This window comes from Streptomyces sp. 1114.5 (assembly GCF_003635085.1).
GTDB lineage: Bacteria > Actinomycetota > Actinomycetes > Streptomycetales > Streptomycetaceae > Kitasatospora.
The window spans coordinates 2059867-2082967 of record NZ_RBXE01000001.1 but is presented as its reverse complement, the minus strand read 5'-3'; the positions used below and the strand labels follow the sequence as shown (position 1 = coordinate 2082967).

General features: G+C 74.3%; 16 protein-coding genes. 5 read left to right on the top strand and 11 right to left on the bottom strand.

What is annotated here, in order from left to right; genetic code table 11:
- Positions 1-2 precede the first annotated feature (2 nt).
- Positions 3-1613: a DUF5691 domain-containing protein gene (locus BX285_RS09165; RefSeq protein WP_097237529.1), complete on the top strand. Its 1611-nt coding sequence runs from the start codon at positions 3-5 to the stop codon at positions 1611-1613.
- 92 nt (positions 1614-1705) lie between these two features.
- On the opposite strand, the gene BX285_RS09160 is transcribed toward BX285_RS09165, so the two are convergent.
- Positions 1706-2110, bottom strand: a complete 405-nt coding sequence (locus tag BX285_RS09160) for a cobalamin B12-binding domain-containing protein (RefSeq protein WP_030059180.1) — start codon at positions 2108-2110, stop codon at positions 1706-1708.
- 338 nt (positions 2111-2448) lie between these two features.
- Between BX285_RS09160 and BX285_RS39165 the strand changes: the two genes are divergently transcribed.
- The gene (locus BX285_RS39165; RefSeq protein ID WP_121174864.1) at positions 2449-3252 is read left to right on the top strand and encodes a M23 family metallopeptidase; all 804 of its coding nucleotides are present in this window, start codon (positions 2449-2451) and stop codon (positions 3250-3252) included.
- A gap of 47 nt (positions 3253-3299) precedes the next feature.
- Here the strand turns inward: BX285_RS39165 and pcrA are convergent, their stop codons facing one another.
- The 3 genes from pcrA to BX285_RS09140 all read right to left on the bottom strand — a co-directional run bounded on the left by pcrA (position 3300) and on the right by BX285_RS09140 (position 8170).
- Positions 3300-5939 carry a DNA helicase PcrA gene (gene pcrA / locus BX285_RS09150; protein ID WP_259470469.1) on the bottom strand — a complete coding sequence of 880 codons (2640 nt, stop codon included), beginning with the start codon at positions 5937-5939 and terminating at the stop codon, positions 3300-3302.
- Between the two features lie 100 nt (positions 5940-6039).
- A complete protein-coding gene (locus BX285_RS09145; protein ID WP_097237526.1) occupies positions 6040-6717 on the bottom strand; it encodes a response regulator transcription factor in 678 nt (225 codons plus the stop codon).
- Positions 6710-8170 carry an ATP-binding protein gene (locus tag BX285_RS09140; protein ID WP_398899919.1) on the bottom strand — a complete coding sequence of 487 codons (1461 nt, stop codon included), beginning with the start codon at positions 8168-8170 and terminating at the stop codon, positions 6710-6712. The genes BX285_RS09145 and BX285_RS09140 overlap by 8 nt, the downstream gene beginning before the upstream one ends.
- Positions 8171-8304: 134 nt before the next feature.
- Between BX285_RS09140 and BX285_RS09135 the strand changes: the two genes are divergently transcribed.
- Both BX285_RS09135 and BX285_RS09130 read left to right on the top strand, forming a co-directional pair.
- On the top strand, positions 8305-9714 hold the full coding sequence (locus BX285_RS09135) for a PspC domain-containing protein (RefSeq protein WP_183107035.1): 1410 nt from the start codon (positions 8305-8307) through the stop codon (positions 9712-9714).
- Positions 9711-9938, top strand: coding sequence for a hypothetical protein (locus BX285_RS09130; protein WP_097237524.1), 228 nt, complete (start codon positions 9711-9713; stop codon positions 9936-9938). The genes BX285_RS09135 and BX285_RS09130 overlap by 4 nt, the downstream gene beginning before the upstream one ends.
- A 19-nt stretch (positions 9939-9957) precedes the next feature.
- Here BX285_RS09130 and BX285_RS39160 read toward each other — a convergent pair whose 3' ends face one another.
- The 7 genes from BX285_RS39160 to BX285_RS09095 form a co-directional block, all read right to left on the bottom strand.
- Positions 9958-10977 carry a Rieske 2Fe-2S domain-containing protein gene (locus tag BX285_RS39160; RefSeq protein WP_183107034.1) on the bottom strand — a complete coding sequence of 340 codons (1020 nt, stop codon included), beginning with the start codon at positions 10975-10977 and terminating at the stop codon, positions 9958-9960.
- A gap of 196 nt (positions 10978-11173) precedes the next feature.
- Positions 11174-12769: a glutamine-hydrolyzing GMP synthase gene (gene guaA, locus BX285_RS09120; protein ID WP_097237523.1), complete on the bottom strand. Its 1596-nt coding sequence runs from the start codon at positions 12767-12769 to the stop codon at positions 11174-11176.
- 1020 nt (positions 12770-13789) lie between these two features.
- On the bottom strand, positions 13790-15544 hold the full coding sequence (locus tag BX285_RS09115) for a hypothetical protein (RefSeq protein ID WP_121174861.1): 1755 nt from the start codon (positions 15542-15544) through the stop codon (positions 13790-13792).
- Between the two features lie 241 nt (positions 15545-15785).
- A complete protein-coding gene (locus BX285_RS09110) occupies positions 15786-17591 on the bottom strand; it encodes a GMC oxidoreductase (RefSeq protein WP_121174860.1) in 1806 nt (601 codons plus the stop codon).
- A 120-nt stretch (positions 17592-17711) separates the two neighbouring features.
- Positions 17712-19343: a succinic semialdehyde dehydrogenase gene (locus BX285_RS09105; RefSeq protein ID WP_097237520.1), complete on the bottom strand. Its 1632-nt coding sequence runs from the start codon at positions 19341-19343 to the stop codon at positions 17712-17714.
- Between the two features lie 161 nt (positions 19344-19504).
- The gene (locus BX285_RS39155) at positions 19505-21286 is read right to left on the bottom strand and encodes a protein kinase domain-containing protein (protein WP_310794193.1); all 1782 of its coding nucleotides are present in this window, start codon (positions 21284-21286) and stop codon (positions 19505-19507) included.
- Positions 21287-21447: 161 nt separating this feature from the next.
- Complete coding sequence (locus tag BX285_RS09095) at positions 21448-22500, bottom strand: protein kinase domain-containing protein (protein ID WP_121174859.1); 1053 nt, start codon at positions 22498-22500, stop codon at positions 21448-21450.
- 57 nt (positions 22501-22557) lie between these two features.
- Here BX285_RS09095 and BX285_RS09090 point away from each other — a divergent pair, with 57 nt between their 5' ends.
- Entirely contained in the window at positions 22558-23094 is a 537-nt protein-coding gene (locus BX285_RS09090) for an SHOCT domain-containing protein (RefSeq protein ID WP_121174858.1), read from the top strand.
- Positions 23095-23101 lie beyond the last annotated feature (7 nt).

Genomic DNA, 23101 nt, shown 5'->3' with positions numbered 1-23101 from the left:
GAATGACGACCACCCAGGATCCGTGGGAGCCCCTGCAGACCAGCGCCCTGCTCGGCACCGAGCGCCGCCCGCTCCCGGCCACCGCCCTGCCGTTCGCCGAGGCCGTGGACCGCACCGACCCGGCCACCGCGCTGCTGGAGCTGGCCGCCCTCGCCACCGTCCGCCGTCGGGCCGGCGCGCTGCCCGTACCGGCCGCCGGACCGCCCGGCCCGGCCGCGCCCGAGGACACCCGCCCGGAGCTGCCCGAGCCGGCCACCCGCCGACTGGCCGTCCTGCTGGCCGGCCGGGCCGGCGGCAGCGGCGGCGGCACCCTGGCCAACCTGGCCGAGCTGCTGCCGCAGTGGCTCGCCACCGCCCGCGCCCGGGGCCTGCGGCCGCCCGCCGCACTGATACCCGGCCTGCTCGACGCGGCCCGCGCCCGCAGCGAACTGCGCAGCGACGCCGTGGCGTTGGCCGGTCCGCTGGGCCGCTGGCTGGCCGAGCAGAACCCCGACTGGCGGTTCGTGCTGCGCACCACCACCCAGGAGGCGGCGCAGCGGCCGGACGCCCCCACCGACCACCACCTGTGGCACGAGGGCCTGTTCGCCGAGCGCGTCACCCACCTCACCCTGCTGCGCCGCAGTGACCCGGCCGCCGGCCTCGAGCTGCTGCGGAGCACCTGGTCCACCGAGCGCGCCGAGGACCGCCTGCTCTTCCTGGACGCCCTCCAGGACGGCCTCTCCCCCGCCGACGAGCCGTTCCTGGAGGCCGCCCTCGGCGACCGCAGCAAGAACGTCCGCGCCACCGCCGCCGAACTGCTCTCCACCCTGCCCGGCTCCGCGCTGGCCCGCCGGATGGCCGAGCGGGCGCAGGCCGCCGTCCGCCTCGCCGAGGCGGGCACACACCTGCTGGTCACCCCGCCGACCGAGTGCGACGCCGCCATGCAGCGCGACGGGATCGCCCCCAAGTCACCCACCGGGCGCGGCGAACGGGCCTGGTGGTTCGGCGAGCTGGTGGCCGCCGCGCCGCTCTCGCTCTGGCCGGAGAGCACCGGGCTGACCCCCGAGGAGCTGCTCTCCCTGCGGGTCGGCGACAGCATCGACGAGACCAGCAGCAGCTGGGCCGACGACCTGCGGGAGGCCTGGGCCCGCGCCGCCGTCCGCCAGCACGACGCCGACTGGGCGCGGGCGCTGCTCGGCCCGGCCCCGGTGCCGCCCACCCGCGGCGCCGGCCGGGCCCGCGCCCCGCGCGCCACCGGCGCCCCGGCCAAGCTGCTGGCCGTCCTCCCGCCCGAGGAACGGGCCGCCTGGACGGCCGCCTTCATCGAGGTGCACGGGCTGGGCGAGGCCTTCCAGCTGCTCGGCGCCTGCACCACCCCGTGGACTCCGCCGCTGTCCACCGCCGTGGTGACGGCGCTGGCCCGGGCCGCCGCCTCCGGCGCGTACCCGTGGAGCCACAGCGGGGTGCTCGGGATGACGGAACGCGCGCTCGCCCCGGAGACGGCCGCCGCGGTGGCGGAGCTGGCCGCCGAGGCCGCCCCGGACTCCGCCTGGGCGGAGACCTTCGGGCGGCTGGCCGGCACCCTGCGCTTCCGGGCCGCGATGCTCGCGGAGCTGGCGGAGCCGACGGGCTGACGGCGCTGCGGATGCCACCGGATGCGGCGGAGCGGGCCGGCCCCCGAGGGACCGGCCCGCTCCGCCGTACCGAAAGTCGGCTCGCCCGAAAGTCAGCTCGCCCGGAGGTTGGCTTCGACCCAGGCGACCACGTCCCGGGTCGGCGTGCCCGGGGTGAAGATGTCCGCGACGCCCATCGCCTTGAGCTCGGCGATGTCCTCGTCCGGGATGATCCCGCCGCAGAAGACCTTGATGTCCTCCGCGTCGCGCTCCTTCAGCAGCTCCAGCACCCGCGCGCAGAGCGTCATGTGGGCACCGGAGAGGATCGACAGTCCGATGCCGTCCGCGTCCTCCTGGATCGCGGTGTCCACGACCTGCTCGGGCGTCTGGTGCAGTCCGGTGTAGATGACCTCCATACCGGCGTCGCGCAGGGCACGCGCAATGACCTTGGCGCCACGGTCGTGACCGTCGAGCCCCGGCTTGGCGACCACCACACGGATCGGCCCCGACACACTCATCACTGCCTCCTGGACGTCGTCGTCCACCACCCGGCCAGGCCTTGTGGGCCACGGGCGCGGTTAACGGTCAATAACCAACCTGAGGGGAGGTTAGCGCCACCCGGCCCGCTTGACCGTTCCGCCTCCCAAGAGGAGGGCAAAGTCACAGCTCCAGGCCTTGCTACCGGCGGGTAGACCTGTCCCTTCCCGCGACCGGCGCACAGACCGCCCGGCCGACCCCTTGACAACCGGCGGTTTTTCCGGGGCGTCCGCCTTGCGGCTACAGTCACGGCAGTTTTCCCCTCGCCCTTCCCCTCGCCCGACGACGCGCCCGAGGCCCACCGAGGAGGCAGCCCCCGATGGCTCCCGAAGCAGCCGCCCGTCCGACCCGCGCGGAGCTGCGCCTCGCCGCCCGTGAGCAGTCCCGCGCCCAGCGCCGCGGCGCCGCCAAGGCCGCCACCCGGACGGCGCTGCTGCGGGTCGCGCTGCCGTCGGTGGCCGCGCTCGGGGTCGCCGCCGCGGCGGCGATCACCGTGCAGGGGGAGGCCGACCAGCAGCGGGCCGAGGCCGCCGGACGGGTGGCGCCGCAGTCCGCCGCCGCCCCGGACGGCACGGCCGCCAGGGCGGCGGCCCAGCAGGTGGCGACGGCCGGCGGCCAGGCCCAGGCCTCGCGCGGCGACGCCCGCCAGCCGCTGGCCGGCGCCCAGCCCACCGATGCCCCGGCCGCGCAGCCCACCGCCGAGCCGACGCCCGAGCCGGTCAAGCCCAAGGTGGTCATGCCGGTCGCCCAGCACGGCCTCGGCGAACTGTTCGGCGAGGCCGGCACCCACTGGGCCAACCGCCACACCGGCATCGACTTCCCGGTGGACGGCGGCACCCAGGTCATGGCCGTCACCGACGGCACGATCCGCACCCAGTGGAACCCGTTCTACGGCTACATGTCGATACTCAAGATGCCCGACGGCACCGAGGCCTGGTACTGCCACCTGCGGGCGTACAAGGTCCGCAAGGGGCCGGTGAAGCAGGGCGACGTGATCGCCTTCGTCGGCAGCAGCGGCAACAGCACCGGGCCGCACCTGCACTTCGAGATCCGGCCCGCCAACGGCAGCGGGCCGGTCGACCCGCTGCCGTGGTTCCTCTCCAACGGCCTGGACCCGCGCTAGGGCAGGCCCTAGGAGCGACCGCAGCTTCCGCGGGTCCGGAGCCGGAACTACAGCTTCTCGACGGGCGCGTAGCGCAGCAGCAGCTGCTTGCGCCCGTCCGCGCCGAAGTCGACGGTGGCCTGCGCCCGGTCGCCCACGCCCGTCACGGCCACCACCGTGCCCAGGCCGAAGCTGTCGTGGGTGACCCGGTCGCCGACCGCGAGCGAGACGGCCTCGCGCTCCACGACCCTGCCGCCGCGCCGCGCGGACTGCCCCCAGCCCGCCTTCGGGGCGGCGGCGGACGACGAGGACCGCGAACTCCCGTCCCCGGAGGAGGACTTGCCCCACGAGGAGCCCGAGGAGTAGCCGCGCTGGACCGGCGCCTGCGCCGCCCCCGTGCGCTTCCACTCCACCAGCGTCTCCGGGATCTCCTCCAGGAACCGCGAGGCCGGGTTGTACGCCGGCTGCCCCCAGGCGCTGCGCAGTACCGAGCGGGTCAGGTACAGCCGCTCGCGGGCCCGGGTGAGCCCGACGTACGCGAGCCGGCGCTCCTCCTCCAGCTCCTTGACCTGGTTGAGCGCCCGCATGTGCGGGAAGATCCCGTCCTCCATGCCGGTCAGGAAGACCACCGGGAACTCCAGGCCCTTGGCGGTGTGCAGGGTCATCATCGTGATGACGCCCTGCCCCTCCTCGTCCTCGTCCGGGATCTGGTCCGAGTCCGCGACCAGCGCGACCCGCTCCAGGAAGTCGGCCAGCGAGCCGACCGGCGGGGTGCCCTCCTCCCCGGCGTCCGGCCGCTCGCCCGGGTCCTGCTCGTATTCGAGGGCGACGGAGGCGAGCTCCTGCAGGTTCTCCACCCGGGTCTCGTCCTGCGGGTCGGTGGAGGCCTGGAGCTCGGCCAGGTAGCCGGTCTCCTCCAGGACGGCCTCCAGCACGGCCGCCGGGCCCGCGCCCGACTCGACCACCTGGCGCAGCCCGGCCATCAGGGTGTTGAACTTCTTCACGGCGTTGGCCGAGCGCGCGGCCATCCCGTACGCCTCGTCCACCCGCACCAGCGCCTGGGCGAAGGAGATCCGCTCCCGCGCGGCCAGCGCGTCGATCATCGCCTCGGCCCGCTCGCCGATGCCGCGCTTGGGCACGTTGAGGATCCGGCGCAGCGGCACGGTGTCCTCCGGGTTGGAGAGCACCCGCAGGTACGCCAGGACGTCCCGGACCTCCTTGCGCTCGTAGAAGCGCACCCCGCCGACCACCTTGTACGGCAGGCCGACCCGGATGAACACCTCCTCGAACACGCGGGACTGGGCGTTCGTCCGGTAGAAGATCGCGACGTCGCCGGGCTTGGCCTCGCCCTTGTCGGTGAGCCGGTCGATCTCGTCGGCGATGAACTGCGCCTCGCCGTGCTCGTCGTCCGCGACGTAGCCGACGACCTTCTCGCCGTGGTCCCCCGCCGTCCAGAGCTTCTTCTCGCGGCGGTTGGCGTTGCGCTCGATGACGGCGTTGGCGGCGCTCAGGATCGTCTGGGTGGAGCGGTAGTTCTGCTCCAGCAGGATCGTGGTCGCGTTCGGGTAGTCCTCCTCGAACTGGAGGATGTTGCGGATCGTCGCGCCGCGGAAGGCGTAGATCGACTGGTCCGCGTCACCGACCACGCACAGCTCGGCCGGCGGCACCTCGGCGAGGTGCGCGGCGGCCGGGTTCACGAAGTCCCCGTCCGCGGTGCGCTTGGGCGCGGCGGCGACGGACCCGCCGCTGAGCTCGCGGACCAGCATGTACTGGGCGTGGTTGGTGTCCTGGTACTCGTCGACCAGGATGTGCCGGAACCGGCGCCGGTAGTGCTCGGCGACGTCGGGGAAGGCCTGCAGCAGGTTCACCGTCGTCATGATGATGTCGTCGAAGTCCAGCGCGTTGGCCTCGCGCAGCCGCCGCTGGTACAGCGCGTACGCCTCGGCGAGCTTCTTCTCCATCGGGTTGGCGGCCTGGTCGGCGAAGGTCTCCTCGTCGATCAGCTCGTTCTTGAGGTTGCTGATCTTCGCCATGAAGGACTTCGGCGGGAACTGCTTCGGGTCCAGGTCGAGGTCCCGGCAGACCAGCGACATCAGCCGCTGCGAGTCGGCGGAGTCGTAGATCGAGAAGCTGGAGGTGAAGCCCAGCTGCTTGGACTCGCGGCGCAGGATCCGCACGCAGGCGCTGTGGAAGGTGGACACCCACATGGCCCGGGCGCGCGGGCCGACCAGCGACTCGACGCGCTCGCGCATCTCGCCGGCCGCCTTGTTGGTGAAGGTGATCGCCAGGATCTCCCCCGGCTGCACCCCGCGGGCGCCCAGCAGGTACGCGATCCGGTGGGTCAGCACCCGGGTCTTGCCCGAGCCGGCGCCGGCCACGATCAGCAGCGGCGAGCCCGCGTGCAGCACCGCCTCGCGCTGCGGGTCGTTCATCCCCTCCAGCAGCTGCGCCGGGTCGATCACCGTCCGGGCGGCGCCGTTGCGGTACCAGGCGTCCCGCTCCGCCTCGGCGGCGCCCCCCGGCTGATCGAAAGCCGCGGTGTGGAACAGCCCCTCCGGAATCGCCTCCTCGTACGCGTCGTACGGGAGGTCGTCCTCGTACGGCGGGGGCTCCTCGTCGACGGCGTGGACGGGCACGGCGGGCTGCTTCGACCCGGCGGCGGGTGCCTCGAAACCGGGGAGCGGGAGGTCGTCAAAGAGGCTACTCATGGCAATGACGAGTCTATGGCCACCCACCGACAACCCCGCCCGGCCCGGAGAACCCGGACCGGGCGGTGCGATACCAGGACACGCCCGGACGCCGCGGGGCTCAGACCAGGCGGCGGGCGGTGGCCCAGCGGGTGAGCTCGTGGCGGTTGCTGAGCTGGAGCTTGCGCAGGACGGCGGAGACGTGGCTCTCGACGGTCTTCACCGAAATGAAGAGCTGCTTGGCGATCTCCTTGTAGGCGTAGCCGCGGGCGATCAGGCGCAGGACCTCGCGCTCGCGCTGGGTGAGGCGGTCCAGGTCCTCGTCGACCGGTGGGGTGTCGGTGGCGGCGAAGGCGTCGAGGACGAAGCCGGCCAGCCGGGGCGAGAAGACCGCGTCGCCGTCGGCGATGCGGAAGACCGCGTTCACCAGGTCGGTGCCGGTGATGGTCTTGGTGACGTAGCCGCGGGCGCCGCCGCGGATGACGCCGATGACGTCCTCGGCGGCGTCCGACACCGACAGCGCCAGGAACTTCACCCCTCCCTGCTCGCCCATCAGCCCGGCCGAGCGGCGCAGCACCTCGACGCCGCCGCCGCCGGGCAGATGGACGTCGAGGAGCACCACGTCCGGCCTGGTCTCGGCGACGACCCGGACCGCCGAGTCGACGTCGTCGGCCTCGCCGACCACGTCGATGCCGGTCACCTCGGTGCGGCCGATCTCGGCCCGTACCCCCGTCCGGAACATCCGGTGGTCGTCCACCAGCACGACCCGCGCAGTACGCTCCGGCGCTGCCTCAGTCATCAGTTCTCTCCATCTCCAGCTCGACCTCGGTACCGCCGCCCGCCGCCGGCCGCACCCGAGCGGTGCCGCCGTTGCGCTTCATCCGGCCGATGATCGACTCCCGTACGCCCATCCGGTCCTCCGGCACCGTGTCCGGGTCGAAGCCGGGCCCGTGGTCGCGGACGAACACCGACACCGTCCTCCCCTCCACCTCGGCGTAGACCTGGACCGGTCCCCCGCCACCGTACTTGGCCGCGTTGACGGTCGCCTCCCTCGCGGCCTGCATCTGTGCCGCGATCTTCTCGTCCATCGGGCAGTCGCCGACGATGACCAGTTCGACCTGGACGCCGTGCCGGTCCTCGACCTCGGCGACGGCGGCGCGCAGGGTCTCCGCCATGGTGTCCGGCGCGGCCTCGGCGGCGGCCTCCGGGCGGTACAGCCAGAGCCGCAGCTCGCGCTCCTGCGAGCGGGCCAGCCGCAGCACCTCCTTGGGGTCCTCGGCCCGGCGCTGGATCAGGGTCAGGGTGTGCAGCACGGAGTCATGGATGTGGGCGGCGATCTCGGCCCGCTCCTGGGCGCGGATGCGGGCGGTGCGCTCGGCGCCCAGGTCCTGCCAGAGCCTCAGTCCGTACGGGCCGAGCAGCACCAGCACCCCGGCGAGCACCGCGAGCGAGGCCTCGACGACCGAGCCGATCGTGGAGCCGCTGCCCTGCATGGCGAGCAGCGCGATGGTGCCGACCACCGCGAGCAGCACACCGGCGCCGACCCGGGTGTAGGCGCCGCGCCGCTTCTCGCCCTCCTCGATGCCGAACCAGCGCTGCCAGCGCGAGTCGTCGGCCTGCCGCCAGACCAGCGCGACGCCGACGCCGATGGCCAGCAGCGGCCAGGTGTACGGCTTGGCGGTCTGCCAGCCGAGCACGTTGAGCAGGGCGATCAGGCCGATCACGACCATGACGAGCGCGGCGAGCTGGCCGAGGCCGCCCTGCCCGCCCTTGGCGGCCGGCACCGCCTCCGTCCCCTCGGCGGGCGCCGTCGTCGGCTCGCCCTGCAGGGTGTGCTGGAGCAGCCGGCGCAGTCGGCCGAGCCAGCCGCCGGCGGGGGCCTTGCTCAGCAGGCCGCCCTGCAGCCCGGGCGCGGCCGGGACGAACACGCCGTTGACGTACATCCACTGGGCGCCGCCGCGCGCCGAGGGCTCGCCGATGCCGATCGGCACCACGAACCAGAACGCGGCGTACAGCAGCGCGCCGATCCCCTGCGCGAAGAACAGCAGGACGAAGGCGAGCCGCACCCACAGCACCGGCAGCCCGAGGTGCACCGCCAGGCCGTGCGCGACGCCGCCGAGCATCCGCCCCTGCGGGCTGCGGTAGAGCCGGCGATAGGGCGGCTTGCCGCCGTCGGGCGCGCCGGGGTCGGCGCCGGCCGACGGCGCGGCGTCGGGGGCGATGGTTCGGGGATCGGTACCGGGGGCTGCCACGCCACCGATGGTTCCACGCGCGCCCCTGCGGGCGCATCAGGGTGTGTCCCTTGCCCGTATCAGGGACAACTCAGGGTACGGGCAGGGGTGCTCCCGGTTGGGCCGGACCGGCACCTGCCGGAAGGATGGTGCCCATGACCGAGGACCAGCGCATCGAGGAGGCCGGGCCCGCCGCCCCGCCGGAGCCGGAACGCCCGCCACTGACCAGGGCCGAGCACCACCGCGTGGTGGCCGGCGTCTGCGGCGGCCTCGGCCGGCACCTGGACATCGACCCGGTGGTCTTCCGGGTGGTCACCGTGGTGCTCTGCCTCTCCGGCGGCCTCGGCCTGTTCCTGTACGGCCTGGCCTGGCTGATCGTCCCGACCGACGACGAGTCCAAGGGCCGCGGCGGGCGCACCGAGCTGCAGCGGGTGCTCACCGGCCGGGTGGACGGCCAGTCGATCGGCGCGGTGCTGCTGACCGTGATCGGCACCGGGGTGTTCTTCTCCTCGATGGGCAACGGCGACCAGATGTTCCCGCTGCTGCTGCTCGCCGCCCTGGTCTTCCTGGCGGTGCGTTACGACCCGGAGCGGCGCCGCGGCCGGGGCCGCGGACGCCGGCACGGCGGCCCGTACGACCGTCACTTCCCCGAGTCCGGGGGCTACGCCTGGCCGCGCCCGGCCCGGGGCGAGGCGGCCGCCGCCGAGCACCCCGCGCAGCCGGCCGCCGGGACGGCCCCCGGCGCGAGCGGCTACCTGTGGGATCCGCGCCACCCCGAGCGCAACCCGTACGGCGCGGGCTCCGCGACCCCCACCCCTCCGCTCGGCACCCCGGTGCCGCCGGTGGGCGGCCCGGCCCAGCCGTGGTGGCAGCGCACCGACCTGCCCGAGGGCGACCCGCTGCGCAAGGAGCGCGCGAAGCGCCGCCCCGAGCCCGCCGCGGTGCGCCGCCCCCGGGAGCGCTCGGCGCTCGGCTTCTTCGGCTTCCTGCTGGCGATCGGCGCGGCCTCCGCGGTCTGGGCCGTGCAGTCCGGCCACCACGGCAACCCCACCGTGGCGGGCGCGACGGTGCTGGCCACCGCCCTGCTGGTGATCGGTCTGACCCTGCTGGTGGGCGCGAAGTTCGGCCGGGCCCGCAGGCTCGTGGTGACCGGCCTGCTGCTCTCGCTGGCGCTGGCCTTCGTCGGCCACTCGCCGGACGCCATGCGGAACGCCGTCGGTGAGCGCGGCTGGACCGTCACCACGGCCGCCGACCTGCACGACCGCTACAACCTCGGCGCCGGCGACATCAAGCTCGACCTGGCTCGGCTCGACCCGGCCGGGGGCACCCTCGCCACCAAGGTCGACCTCGGCGCGGGCGAGATGACCGTCATCGTGCCGGCCGACGTGACGGTGGACCTGACCGCACGGGTCGGCCTCGGCGACATCGACGTCCCCGGCGACCGCAGCAACAGCACCGGCCGCCACACCTATCTGATCGGCCCGGCCGACGGCCAGGCCGCCAAGGGCACGCTCACCCTCGAACTCGGCATCGGGCTCGGCAACATCAAGGTGGTCCAGCAGTGAGGAAGCACCGGCTCGACCTGTTCTCGCTGATCGCGGGCGCACTGTTCACCGTGCTCGCCCTGCTCTACCTCGTCGCGGCGCTCAACGACCAGTCGGTGAACGGACGGATCGTCATCCCGGTCACCTTCATCGTGCTCGGCGCCGGCGGCCTGGCCGGCGCGGTCGCGGCGGTGGCCCGACGCGGCCGCCCGGACCGCGAGGACTACGGCGTCGACGAGGAGTAGCCCCCGGAAACCCCTGGCCTCAGCTCTGCTGCGGGCCCAGGGTCAGCTTGTCCCCGTCCTTGGTGACGGCGTACTTCGGCAGCGGCTTGACCGCCGGCCCGTTGACCACCGCGCCGGTGGCGGCGTCGAACCGGGAGCCGTGGCAGGGGCAGTACAGCTGGCCGTTCTTGGGGGCGTCCACCGCGCAGCCGGAGTGGGTGCACACCGAGGAGAGGCCGCAGTACTGGCCGGCCTTGGGCTGCACGATGTAGACGGCGTCCCCGGTGGCCGGGTCCTTGACCTGGGCCGATCCGCCGACCGGCACGCTCGCGGCGGGCACCGTGGGGGCCTGCGCCGGGGCGGCGGAGACCGGGGCGGCCGACTGCTTGGGCGCGGCCTGCTTGCCCCGGCCGAAGGTACGGGTCAGCGAGCCGGTGAGCAGCCCCGCGCCGCCGATCGCGACGGCCGCGATCCCGCCGTCCACCAGCGCCCGGCGCTTGACCTGGTCCTCGCCGAGCCCGCGCTCGCGGTCCCGCCCGGCCCGGCGGGCGAGGTAGCCGTCCACCGACAGGTACGGGGTGCCGGCCAGCACCAGCGGGATCCAGGCCATCAGGTAGGCGAGGTCGTTGCCGAGGTAGTACGGCGCGACGCTCCAGCTGACGGTGAGCCAGAGGCTGAGGTTGAGGAGGGCGCCGCCGAGCGCGGCGACCCGGCCCCAGAGGCCGAGCAGGGTGCCGAGGCCGACCGCCAGCTCGCCGAAGGCGACGGCGAGCGCGAACAGCGTCGGGTGGTCGAGGGCGGGGCCGAGCAGGAAGGAGATCGGGCTGCCGCCGGCCTTGGCCGCCTGGGCCTGCGAGACGAAGGAGGCCGGGTCGCCGGCCCCGGCCAGGAAGTGCGCGTCCGAGAGCTTGTCGAGGGCGGCGTAGACGAAGGTGACGCCGAGGAAGAGCCGCAGCGGGAGCAGCGCGTACCTGGACGCGATCGACCGTCGCTGCGCCGCGCGTTCGGCCCGGCCGGGCGCTCCCCCGCCGGCCGGCACCGCGTTGCTGGCCTCCGACATCCCGCACACCTTCCCTCTCGGCCTGCCACTTCCTGACAGGTCCGGTCCGCATTCTGCCCGTTCCTGATGTCTTTCGGTGGGAGGTCCCACCCGGCGGTCGGCACACCCGCACCACGAACGCCCGCGCCGCCGCTCCCTCCAGTACGGGAACGACGGCGCGGGCGTTCAGGCTCCGGTCAGGGACCGGCGGGAGTGCCTACTCCCACTCGATGGTGCCCGGCGGCTTGCTGGTGACGTCGACGACGACGCGGTTCACGTCGCGGACCTCGTTGGTGATCCGGGTGGAGATCTTGGCCAGCACGTCGTACGGCAGGCGCGACCAGTCGGCGGTCATGGCGTCCTCGGAGGAGACCGGACGCAGCACGATCGGGTGACCGTAGGTGCGGCCGTCGCCCTGCACGCCCACGCTGCGCACGTCGGCGAGCAGCACGACCGGGCACTGCCAGATCTCGCGGTCCAGGCCGGCCGCGGTCAGCTCCTCGCGGGCGATCGCGTCGGCCTCGCGGAGCAGGTCCAGGCGCTCCTTGGTGACCTCGCCGACGATCCGGATGCCCAGGCCCGGGCCGGGGAACGGCTGGCGCTGGACGATCTCCTCCGGCAGGCCGAGCTCCTGACCGACCATCCGGACCTCGTCCTTGAACAGCTTGCGCAGCGGCTCGACCAGCTGGAACTGCAGGTCCTCGGGCAGGCCGCCGACGTTGTGGTGGGACTTGATGTTGGCGGTGCCGGTGCCGCCGCCCGACTCCACGACGTCCGGGTACAGGGTGCCCTGGACCAGGAAGTCGACCGACTCGCCGTGCTCGCCGGCCTCGGCGATGATCTCGGCCTGGGCCTGCTCGAAGACCCGGATGAACTCGCGGCCGATGATCTTGCGCTTCTCCTCGGGGTCGGTGACCCCCTTCAGCGCGTCCAGGAAGCGGTCGGCGGCGTCGACGACCTTCAGCTGCACGCCGGTGGCGGCCACGAAGTCCTTCTCGACCTGCTCGGTCTCGCCCTTGCGCATCAGGCCGTGGTCGACGTACACGCAGGTCAGCCGGTCGCCGATGGCCTTGTTGACCAGGGCGGCCGCGACCGCGGAGTCCACGCCGCCGGACAGGCCGCAGATCGCGCGCTTGGTGCCGACCTGCTCGCGGATCAGGGCGATCTGCTCCTCGACCACGCTGCCGGTGGTCCAGGTCGGGGCGATGCCGGCGCCGCGGTAGAGGAAGTGCTCCAGGATCTGCTGGCCGTGGTCGGAGTGCAGCACCTCGGGGTGGTACTGGACGCCGTAGAGGCGGGCCTCGTCGTTCTCGAAGGCCGCGACCGGGACCACGTCGGTGGAGGCGGTGACGGTGAAGCCCTCCGGCGCGGCGGAGCAGGCGTCGCCGTGCGACATCCACACCGAGTGCTGCGCGGGGACACCCTCGAACAGGGTGGAGCCGGTACGGGAGACGACCAGGGGGGTACGGCCGTACTCGCGGGCACCGGTGTTGTCCACCGTGCCGCCGAGGGTCTTGGCCATCAGCTGGAAGCCGTAGCACATGCCGAAGACCGGGACACCGGCCTCGAAGATCGCACGGTCGAGCTGCGGCGCGCCCTCTTCGTAGACCGACGACGGGCCGCCGGAGAGGATGATCGCCTTCGGGTTCTTGGCGAGCATCTCGGCGACCGGCATGCTGCTCGGCACGATCTCGCTGTAGACCCGCGCCTCACGCACCCGACGGGCGATGAGCTGGGCGTACTGGGCGCCGAAGTCGACCACCAGGACGGTGTCGTTGTCCGGCGCGGACTGGACGGGAATTGCAGAGGACACAGACGGCCTTCCGGCAGCGGTATCGAGGTGTCGCGCGGAGCCGCCTCCCCGGCGGGGGCTGCGGCAGCGGACGGGTGTGGGGTGTCTGGACACCGATTCTACCGGGCTGTCCGGTTTCACTCGTCTGCACGTCCAAAGGACCGTGACCGGGCGGGGCTGCGGTTCGTTGCTTCTGACGACCGTACGGCCGCGCCGCGTCCGCCAGACGCGCCGCCCGACCCCCGCGGGGCCACCGCCGTACGGCTTGCAGGACCACGCGTGGAGCTACACACCAGTCCACCGGCGCACGTGGCGCCGCCGCCCGGCCCGCCGGGAGCGCGGCTCCGTGGGACCGTGCGCGGGTGCGGCGGCCGGCCAGCAGGGGACAGCGAACCCGGCCGCGACTGGGCCGAGAGGTGGGACGGCCGGACTTCGGGGACGCCCGGGACCGGCCGTCGCACCCCCGGCCCGCGCCGGGGCACACCCCGGGCGCACTCCCCCATCCGTCCCGCGCCGCTACGCGCGTCCCCGTGCGCTGCAACCACGCGAACCACTACACACCGTGATCATGCGCGGCCTGGGTGGCAGCAAATGGCCTGTGCCGAACTGTGCCGAATCGGTTGCAGAGCAAGCCCCTCGTCCAGCACGATGCTCCTTGTAAGCGGTTCTCCCGGCGACCTGACGGCTCACCGAGGAGGCCGCCCGCGATGCTCCGCAGTCGCCGCGCAGGGGAGGCGACAGCGATTTTCACTTCACGCTCCGTGAGCGCGGAACCGGCGCAGACCTACCGCTGTCCGCCGCACCACGGGCCCGCGCGCCCCGCTCCGCCGGCCACCCACGCCGGAGCCGCGAGCGCGCACCCCGAAGCCAACCGACACGACGGCGCTCCTCCCCCGGCGCCGTCACCCCAGCACCGGCGCGGCCCTGACGCCGAGTGCTGAGCGACAAAGGGCCCCGTTCCCCCGCGGGGCCCTTTGCCCTTTCCGGGGCGCGCCCGGATTCCAACGCCCGGCTTTCACGCCCGGCTCTCCGGTGCTTCGCTCAGGGGTGCTCGCGCCACACGCTCGGGTCGACCGGGTCCTCGGCCGGCGCCCGCGGCGTCTCGGCCGGGGCCGCCGTCCCGGCGGCGGGGGCGGGCGGCACCTCCTGCGAGCCGATCACCTCGCTCACCCCGCTCGTGGGGACGGGCGTCACGTCCTGCGGCCCGGCGGCCTGCGGCGGGACGCCGCCCTGGGCCGGGACGCCGCCCTGGGCCGGGACGCCGTACGCCGGAACGCCGGGCGCCGGCGTCGGCCCGTACGGCACCTCCGGCGGCACCGCCGCGTACGGAGCCCCGCCGTAGGGAGCCCCGCCGCTCGGAGCGTCGTACAGCACCTGGCCCGCACCCCCGCCGCGGACGGACGCCAGCAGCGGCGGCACCAGCAGCGCGCCGGCCGCCGCCCAGACCGCGTTGGCCGCCAGGACGCTGAGGAAGGTCAGCCCGACCGAGTTCTCCTGGCTCACCTCCAGGTCGGAGGTCGGGCTCCAGCCCGCCATGGACGAGGTCCGGGTCAGCATCGCCCCGGCCGCCGCCATCAGCAGGGTGAGCACCCCGGCGTACACCGCCGCCAGCCGCAGCCGGTCGGCCGCGTCCAGCTGCCGCCGGTACGCCGTCCAGCCGAGCGCGCCCGCCGCGAACAGCGCCAGCAGACCGGCCCAGCGCCAGTCCGCGCTCACCGTGTCGTGCAGGTCGAAGAAAGAGAGGTCAAGGTCCTCGCCCCGGTTGCGCCAGGACGTCTCGCCGCCGGTCACGCCGTCGTGGGCCCGGAGGGTCGCCCCCGAGCCGAAGCCGAGCAGGTTGAGGCCGAGGTTGGGCAGGAAGGCCAGCGAGATCCCGGTCTCCGAGCCGCTGTCGCCGTTGGCCGCGACCAGGACGAAGCCCACCACCGAGGACAGGCCCACCGTCACCGCCAGCGCCCGGCCCGCGGCCAGCGCGGCCACCGCCCAGCCGCGCACCGACCGGCTGCGCCAGGCGGCCCAGCGCAGTGCGTCGGTGCCGTACACGGCGAAGGCCAGCAGCCCGGCCAGCAGGAGGGTCCAGCCGACGGTCTCCAGCCAGCCGGCGCCCGCGGTGACCGAGGGCCGGGACGGGCCCTGGCCGGTGCCGCCGGTGTAGTCGGGGACGTCGTAGTCGCCGCGCGGCCGCCAGGTGGTGCCGCCGACCGCCCAGAGCACCGTGGTCACCCCCGCGAGGACCACGGCGGTGCGCAGCGCCTCGCCGGCGGCCTGGCCCCGGGTGAGCTGGCCCGCCACCGCCTTGCGCCGGCGCAGCGCGGCCCGCAGGCCGAACCAGAGCGCCAGGCACCACAGGACGGTGACGGTCATCGGCACCGCCCGCAGGACGAGGTCCAGCCGATCGGCGTGGCCCCGGCTCAGCGGGCTCTGGTAGCCGATCTTGAACGGGGCACCGAGCGCACTCAGCACCATCGAGAGCATCCCGCCGAAGCGGTCCCCGAACTCGGGCGACTGGAACCGGTAGTCGTACTGGTAACCGCTCGGGACGGCCGCGATCAGCGCCGCCGCCAGCAGGACGGCGGTCGGCGCGAGCGCCGCCTTGAGCGCCGGGCGCCAGTCCGGCCCGGTGAGCAGGCGCTGGACGGGCGGCTGCTGGTCGTACGGCTTTCCGGCGCCCCAGCTGCCCAGCGCGGGCGGAACGGGCGGGGCGCCCGGCGGCGGGCCGTACCCGGGCGCGACGGGCGGCGCGGCAGACGGCCCGTACCCCGGCGCAGCAGGCGCACCCGCCGGCGGTGGCGGCACCGTACCCGGCGGTGCCGGAGCCGCGACCGGCGGTGGAGGCGGCGCGACCGGCCGCCCGCACGAACCGCAGGTGTCCGCTCCCTCCACCGAAGTCGCGCCGCACGATGCGCAGTCGGCCATGAACCGCTTTCCCCCCGCTCGACGAGTCCCCGAGCTGCCCCAGGGAGCCCGTTTATCCCATCGGATCCGAACGGATGTCAACCGGGAACCCCGGCAAGCGGATTGGCCCGCCGAGAGGGGTTCAGCCGCGCTTCTTCGGGACCTCCGGGACGGGCAGCAGCGGCAGCCGAAGCGCCCCGAACGCGCCCTCCGGCACGGCCGGCCGCACCGGCGCCACCGGGGTGACCCGCCGGTAGGCCTGGTCCTGGGCCGGGCGCGGGTCGGCCTCGCCCTTGTTCGGCCACATCGACATGGCGCGCTCGGCCTGGGCGGTGATGGTGAGCGAGGGGTTGACGCCGAGGTTGGCGGAGACGGCCGCGCCGTCCACCACGCTGATCCCGGGGTACCCGTACAGCCGGTGGTACGGGTCGACCACGCCGGTCTCGGGGGCGTCGCCGATCGGGCAGCCGCCGAGGAAGTGCGCGGTCATCGGGATGTCGAAGATCTCGCCGACGGTGCTGCCCGCGAAGCCGTTGATCTCGTCGGCCAGCGCCTGGGCGCCCTGCTCGGCGGCCGGGATCCAGGTCGGGTTGGGGGCGCCGTGGCCCTGGCTGGAGGTGAGCCGGTCCTTGCCGAGCGGGCCCTTCTTCAGCGAGACGGTGATCGAGTTGTCCAGCGACTGCATCACCAGGCCGATGATCGTCTTCTCGGACCAGCCGCGCTGGTTCATCGAGCGGGCGAAGGTCACCGGGTGCAGCACCGAGTTGCCCAGGTAGCGCAGCCAGCGCGGGCCCCGGCCGTCGCCCTTGACCTGCGCGATCGACAGCGCGCCCATCGCGTTGGAGCCCTTGCCGTAGCGGACCGGCTCGATGTGGGTGTTGGCGTCCGGGTGGATCGAGGAGGTGATCGCGACGCCCTTGGTGAAGTCCGCCTTGCTGCCGTAGCGCCGGTCGGTGGTCTGCGCGCCCACCAAGGCCTCGGAGTTGGTGCGGGTCAGCTCGCCGAGCCGCGCCGAGATCCGGGGCAGGTGCCCGGCGGCGCGCATCCGGTGCAGCAGCGACTGGGTGCCGTAGGTGCCGGCCGCGACCACGACCCGGGCGGCGGTGATGGTCCGCGCGCCCGCCTTCACCCGGTCGGTCTTCGAGCGGGAGTCGGTGCGGCGCACGTCCACCGCAAAGCCACCATGACCATCGGCCCCGCCCCGTTCCCGGATCCGGGCCACCGTGGTCAGCGGGTGGATCTCGGCGCCGCCGCGCTCCGCCAGGTACAGGTAGTTCTCGGTGAGCATGTTCTTGGCGCCGTGCCGGCAGCCGGTCATGCACTCGCCGCACTCCACGCAGGCCTTGCGGGCCGGTCCGGCACCGCCGAAGTACGGGTCGGCGACCTCGTCGCCGGGCGCCGCCTTGGCCGTGCCGTCGGTGTCCTTGCCGTCGCCGAAGAAGACCCCGACCGGCGCCATGTGGAAGGTGTCGCCGACGCCCATCCGCTCGGCGGCCGCCTTGAGGTGGACGTCGGAGGGGGTGACGGTCGGGTTGAGCCGGACCCCGAGCATCCGCTGCGCCTGGTCGTAGAACGGCGCCAACTCCTCCTGCCAGTCGGTGATGTGGCGCCACTGGCGGTCCTCGAAGAACGCCTTCGGCGGCACGTACAGGGTGTTGGCGTAGTTCAGCGAGCCGCCGCCGACCCCGGCACCGGCCAGGATCAGCACGTTGGCCAGCAGGTGGATCCGCTGGATGCCGTACAGCCCGAGCTGCGGCGCCCACAGGTAGTTCGGCAGGTCCCAGGAGTTCCTGGGCAGCTCGTCCCGGTCGAAGCGCCGCCCGGCCTCCAGGACGGCGACCCGGTAGCCCTTCTCGGTCAGCCGCAGCGCCGCCACCGCACCGCCGAAGCCGGAGCCGACCACGACCACGTCGTAGTCGAACTCCGCCGCACCTGCGGACTCCACCATCTGCCACTGCTCCTTCGCCGGGATGAACTTGCCTGTGGGAAGCGCGAGTCCGGGCCCCACACCACCGGGGCCCGGTACCACGTGGGCCCCGGTGCCACCTGGGCACTGGGCCGCCTGGGCCTACCGGAAGCGCAGCGCCTTGAGCGCCCGCAGCCCGCCGGTCATCACCGCGGCGAACTGCTTGTCGTCCAGGCCGAACGAGGGCGCGATCGGCATCAGCCGCTGGGTCGCGATGGTCTGCGCCTCGGTGAAGCGCAGGATGCCCTCGGCGCCGTGCCGCCGGCCCAGCCCGGAGTCGCCCATGCCGCCCATCGGCGAGGCGACCGAGCCGTACGCGGCCGCGTACGCCTCGTTGACGTTGACCGTCCCGGTGCGCAGCCGGGCCGCGACCGACCGGCCGCGCCGCAGGCTCCCGGTCCAGACGCTGGAGTTCAGGCCGTACGGCGTGGAGTTGGCGGCGGCCACCGCCTCGTCGTCGGTGTCGAAGCGGTAGACCGAGACGACCGGGCCGAAGGTCTCCTCGGCGCAGACCGCCATCTCCGGGGTGACGCCGTCGAGGATGGTCGGCTCGAAGAAGAACGGGCCCAGGTCCGGCCGGGCGCGCCCGCCGGCCACCACGGTGGCGCCCGCCTTGACGGCCTCCTCCACGTGCCGGGTGGTGGTCTCCAGCTGGCGGACGGAGACCAGCGAGCCCATGTCCGCGCCGTACGCGAGGCCGCCGCCGAGGCGCAGCGCCCGGGTGCGGGCGGCGAAGCGCTCCAGGAACTCGTCGGCCACCGAGCGGTGCACCAGCAGCCGCTCGATCGAGATGCACAGCTGCCCGGCGGAGGAGAAGCAGGCCCGTACGGCGCCCGCGGCGGCGGCGTCGAGGTCGGCGTCGGAGAGCACCAGCATGGCGTTCTTGCCGCCGAGTTCGAGCGAGGCGCCGACCAGCCGGGCGGCGGCCCGCTGGGCGACGTCACGGCCGGTGCGGGTGGAGCCGGTGAAGGAGACGTAGTCGGCGTGCTCCACCACGGCGGGGCCGATCACCGGGCCGTCGCCGATCACGACCTGCCACAGGTCGGCCGGCAGCCCGGCCTCGACCAGCAGTTCGCGGGCCCACAGGGCGGTCAGCGCGGTCTGCGTGTCGGGCTTGTTGACCACCGCGTTGCCGGCCGCGAAGGCGGGCAGGGCGTCGCCGACGGACAGCTCCAGCGGGTAGTTCCAGGGCGAGATGTGGCCGATCACGCCCTTGGGGCGGCGGGCCTCGACCGCGTGGGTGAGCACCGGCAGCGCGCCGCCGCGTCGCTTGTCCCTGAGGTACGCGTGCGCGGCCCGCCCGTAGTGCCGGGCGGCCATGGCGACGGCCAGCACCTCCTCGAAGGCGTGCAGTCGGGCCTTGCCGGTCTCCGCCTGGATCAGGTCCAGCACCTCGTCCTGCCGCTTGAGCAGCAGGTCGTGGAAGCGCAGCAGGACGGCGGCGCGGCGGCGGACGGGCAGCGCGGCCCAGGCGGCCTGGGCGCGGCGGGCCAGCTGGAAGGCGACCTCGACGTCGGCCGGGGTGGACTGCGGCAGGCCGGCCAGCCGCTCGCCGGTGAGCGGGGCGACGGTGTCCACCAGGTCGGGCTCGCCGGTCGCCGTGACGCCGGCGGTCAGCCGGGCGACCAGGGACGGCGGGACGGCCGCCGTGACGGTCCGGCCTCCGCCGGGGGCCGCCGGATTGCCGGCGCCGGGCTGTTCGGTGGCCACTGCATCTGCTGTGAGGTCCGACATACGGCGCAGCCTAGGCCTTCGGCGCCCGGTCCGGTACCCGTCGGTAACCGGAATCTGCCACAGTCGGTCGAAAGCGGGCACTCTGCTCCTCAGCGGGCCGGCGCCCCGCTCGACCGGTCGGCGCCGGCGCCCCGCTCAACGGGTCGGCGCCGACCACCCGCTCAACGGGTCGGCGTGAAGTAGTGGAGCACGGCGTTGAAGCGCTGCTCCGCCTCGTTCCACTCGTTGCCCTTCTCCGGGCTGGAGGAGTAGATCGCGTAGCTGGTGCCGTCGTCGTCGATGAACTCGGCCTCGATCGCCCGCCGGCGGCCGCCGCCCTGCGCGGCGTAGCTGAACTCCCAGACGGCCGCCTCGTGGCCGTTCACCTGGACGCCGGTCAGCTTGTGCTGCTTGTAGTCCTTCAGCGACTTGGAGACGCTGCTCTCCATCTGCCGCATGTGCTCCAGCGGCTTGACCGACTGCCCGACGGTGACGGCGAACTGCAGGTAGTGCACCTTGCCGTCGGGGCTGTAGAAGATCTGGTTGTCCGGCGCGCTGCTGCGCTGCCAGGCGGGGGTGCCCGAGGGCAGCGGGAAGCGGAAGCCGGCCGGGTCGTCGACCCAGTGGTAGCCGTCGGGCGCCGCGGGGCCGGCGTCGCCGGTGGGCCCCGGCGGGGTCGACTCGGCCGGCCCGGTCGGCGTCGGGTCGTCGGTGCCGCCGCCGACCACCTCCCGGGTGGCGAGGAAGGTCGCCGCGGCCGCCAGCAGGCCGACGGCCACCGCGATGGCGACGATCTTCGCCGTGTTGCGGCGCTTGGCCGGCCCGCGCGCGGGCAGGACGGAGTGCGCGACCGGCGCGACCTGGGCGGTGTGCGCCTGTGCGGCGGCCAGAGCGCCCCCCGCGGTGTCCTGCCCGACCAGGGCGGGCGCGGCCGACTTCGGCTCGGTCGGTCCCTCGGAACCCACCGGGCCCCGGGAACCCATCGAACCCTGGGAACCCGCCGGGCCCTGGGAGCCCTCCGCCCCCTCGGCCGGCTCTGCCCCGGCCCCCGCACGGCGGTCGACCACCGGCACCGACTGGGTGGGCATCCGCACCGGCGCGACCGATTTGAAGCCCATCGTGTGCCCGGCCTGGACCTCGGCGAGCATCCGGGCCGCCTCGTCCGCGGTCGGCCGGTCGGCCGGGTCCTTGGCCATCAGCGCGGCCAGCACCGGCCCCAGCGAGCCGGCCCGGCGCGACTCCGGCAGCGGCTCGTCGACCACCGCGGCCAGCGTGGTGATCGGCGAGTCCCGGCGGAACGGCGACTGGCCCTCGACCGCCGCGTACAGCGTCGCCCCGAGGCCCCACAGGTCGGAGGCCGGGCCGGGCCGCTCGCCCTGGGCGCGCTCCGGCGCCAGGTAGTCCGGCGAGCCGACCAGGTCACCGGGCCGGGTCAGCTCGGTCGAGCCCTCGTACTTCGCGATGCCGAAGTCCAGCAGCACGACCCGCCCGGTGCCGCGCTCCAGCAGCACGTTGGCCGGCTTCACGTCCCGGTGCAGCACGCCCAGCTGGTGGCCGCGGTGCAGCGCGGCCAGCACCTGGCTGCCGACCTCGGCGGCCGCGCGCGGCTGCAGGGTGCCGTCCTGGCTGATCACGTCGGCCAGCGAGCGGCCGTCGACCAGCTCCATCACGATCCACGGCCGGCCGTCCTGCTCCAGCACGTCGTGCACGGTGATCACGCCGGGGTGCTTGATCCGCGCGGCCGCGCTGGCCTCGCGCTTCATCCGGGCGTGCAGGATCTGCAGGTCCTCCTCGGGGAGGTGGTTGACGGTCAGCTCCTTGACCGCGACCTCACGGTCCAGCATCCGGTCCCAGGCCCGCCAGACGGTGCCCATGCCGCCCCGGCCGAGCCGCTCGCCGAGCTCGTACCGCCCGGCCAGCAGCCGCTCCGCGTCGGCCGCCTCCGGCCGGTCCTGCACACCCATCTGCGACCGCTCCCCCACACATTCCGCCTGCCGTCACCGTGACGAAGGACCTGGTGCAGACCACTGTTCGAACAAATCCCACGCACACATTAGGCGTACGTCGGCGCCCCCGGTAATCACGCCCACCCCCCGGACCGGCGGACCCGGATCCGCCCGGGCCGTCAGCCTGCGAACAGCACCACGGCGGCCATTCCCAGCGCGAGCAGCACAAACACGGCCCCCACCAGGAGCGGACCCAGCAATGAGGGAGGTATCCGCGGCGGTTTCGACCCGCCGCCCACGGATTCCCGCCGCCGCGGCACCAGCGGAGCCTCCGGCTTCAGCATCACCGCCCGGGCCACCCGCTCCTCGTCCACCGGCTCCGGCGCACCCGCCAGCAGCTCCGCCAGCTCCCGCCGTACGTCCTCCGCCGTCGGCCTGCGCGCCGGGTCGGGCTGCAGCAGCCGCTCGACCAGCGGCCCCAGCGGCCCGCAGACCGCCGAGTGCTCGCGCCGCCCGTCCCGTACGGCCGTCACCAGCTCCGGCACCCCGCCCTCCGGGTACGGCGAGCGGCCGGTGACCAGCCGGTGCAGCAGCACCCCGAGCGCCCAGCAGTCACCCGCCGGACCGCCGTCCAGCGGCCAGCGCTCCGCGACCGCGCCGACCAGGGTGGCCCGCACCTCGTACCGCCGCCGCCCGCCCGGCCCGCCGAGCTCCTCGGCCAGTGCCTCCTGGGCCACCCCGGCGAGCAGCCCGCCGAGCATCGCCGCGCCGTCCTCGCAGACCAGCACCGACTCGGCGGTCAGGTTGCCGTGGGTGAGCCCGGCCCCGTGCAGCGCCCGCAGCGCACCGGCCAGGTCCGCCGCCAACTCGGCCGCCCGGTACGGCGACAGCGGCCCGCCGACCAGCAGTTCGGCCGCCGTCCCCCCGGCCGGCCGCTCCTCGACCGTCCACAGCAGCTCGTCCTCGACGAAGGCCCCGACCCCGCGCAACAGCCGCGGGTGCCCGGTCGGGGCGGTCGAGCCGACCGCCGCCACCCGCCGCACCAGCCGGTCCGCCTGCGCGGCCGCCGCATCCTCCGGGTCCAGACCGGTGGTCAGCAGCCCGGGCAGCTCCAGGCCGCGCAGCAGAACCGATTCGCCGGTCCGCTCGTCCACCGCGTGCGCGCACAGCGGTTCAGGACGGTCCGTCAGCCGGTACCGCCCGGCCGCCAACTGCCCGGGGCCGCCTCGCATGCCAGTTCCTCTCGCTCACCGAGCAGCCTACTGAGCGGCTCCTTTACGCTCGGTCCCATGGAATGGACCGATCTGATCGACACCGCCTTCAGGGTGGCGGGCAACAACAACAAAGCCAACCAGGCCGAGGCCGTCCGCACCGTGGAGGCGGCCGTCATCGACGGCGAGGAGCCCGTCGCCTCCACCGCCGGGCGCCACCCCGACCACTTCCGCAAGGGGGTGCTCGTCCTGACCACCCATCGGCTGCTCTTCCTGAAGGACGGGAAGCCGCCGGTACCGGTTCCGCTCGCCGCCGTCACCGACGCCACCGTCGCCCGCTCAAAGCTCAACGGAGAGATCCTGACGGTCGTCGCCCTGACCGGCTCGCACCGCTTCGAGGACGTGGTCGAGGCCGACGACTTCGCCGAGCGGATACGGGAGTCCGCCCGCCTCGCCCGCACCGCACCGGCGGCCGCACCCACCGTCACCCTGGCGAAGCCCGCCCCAGGCGGCGAGCAACTCATCGACCAGCTCGAACGGTTGGCCGCCCTGCACACCTCCGGCGCCCTCACCCCAGACGAGTTCACCCGCGCCAAGCAACGCCTGATCGGCTGACTCGGCC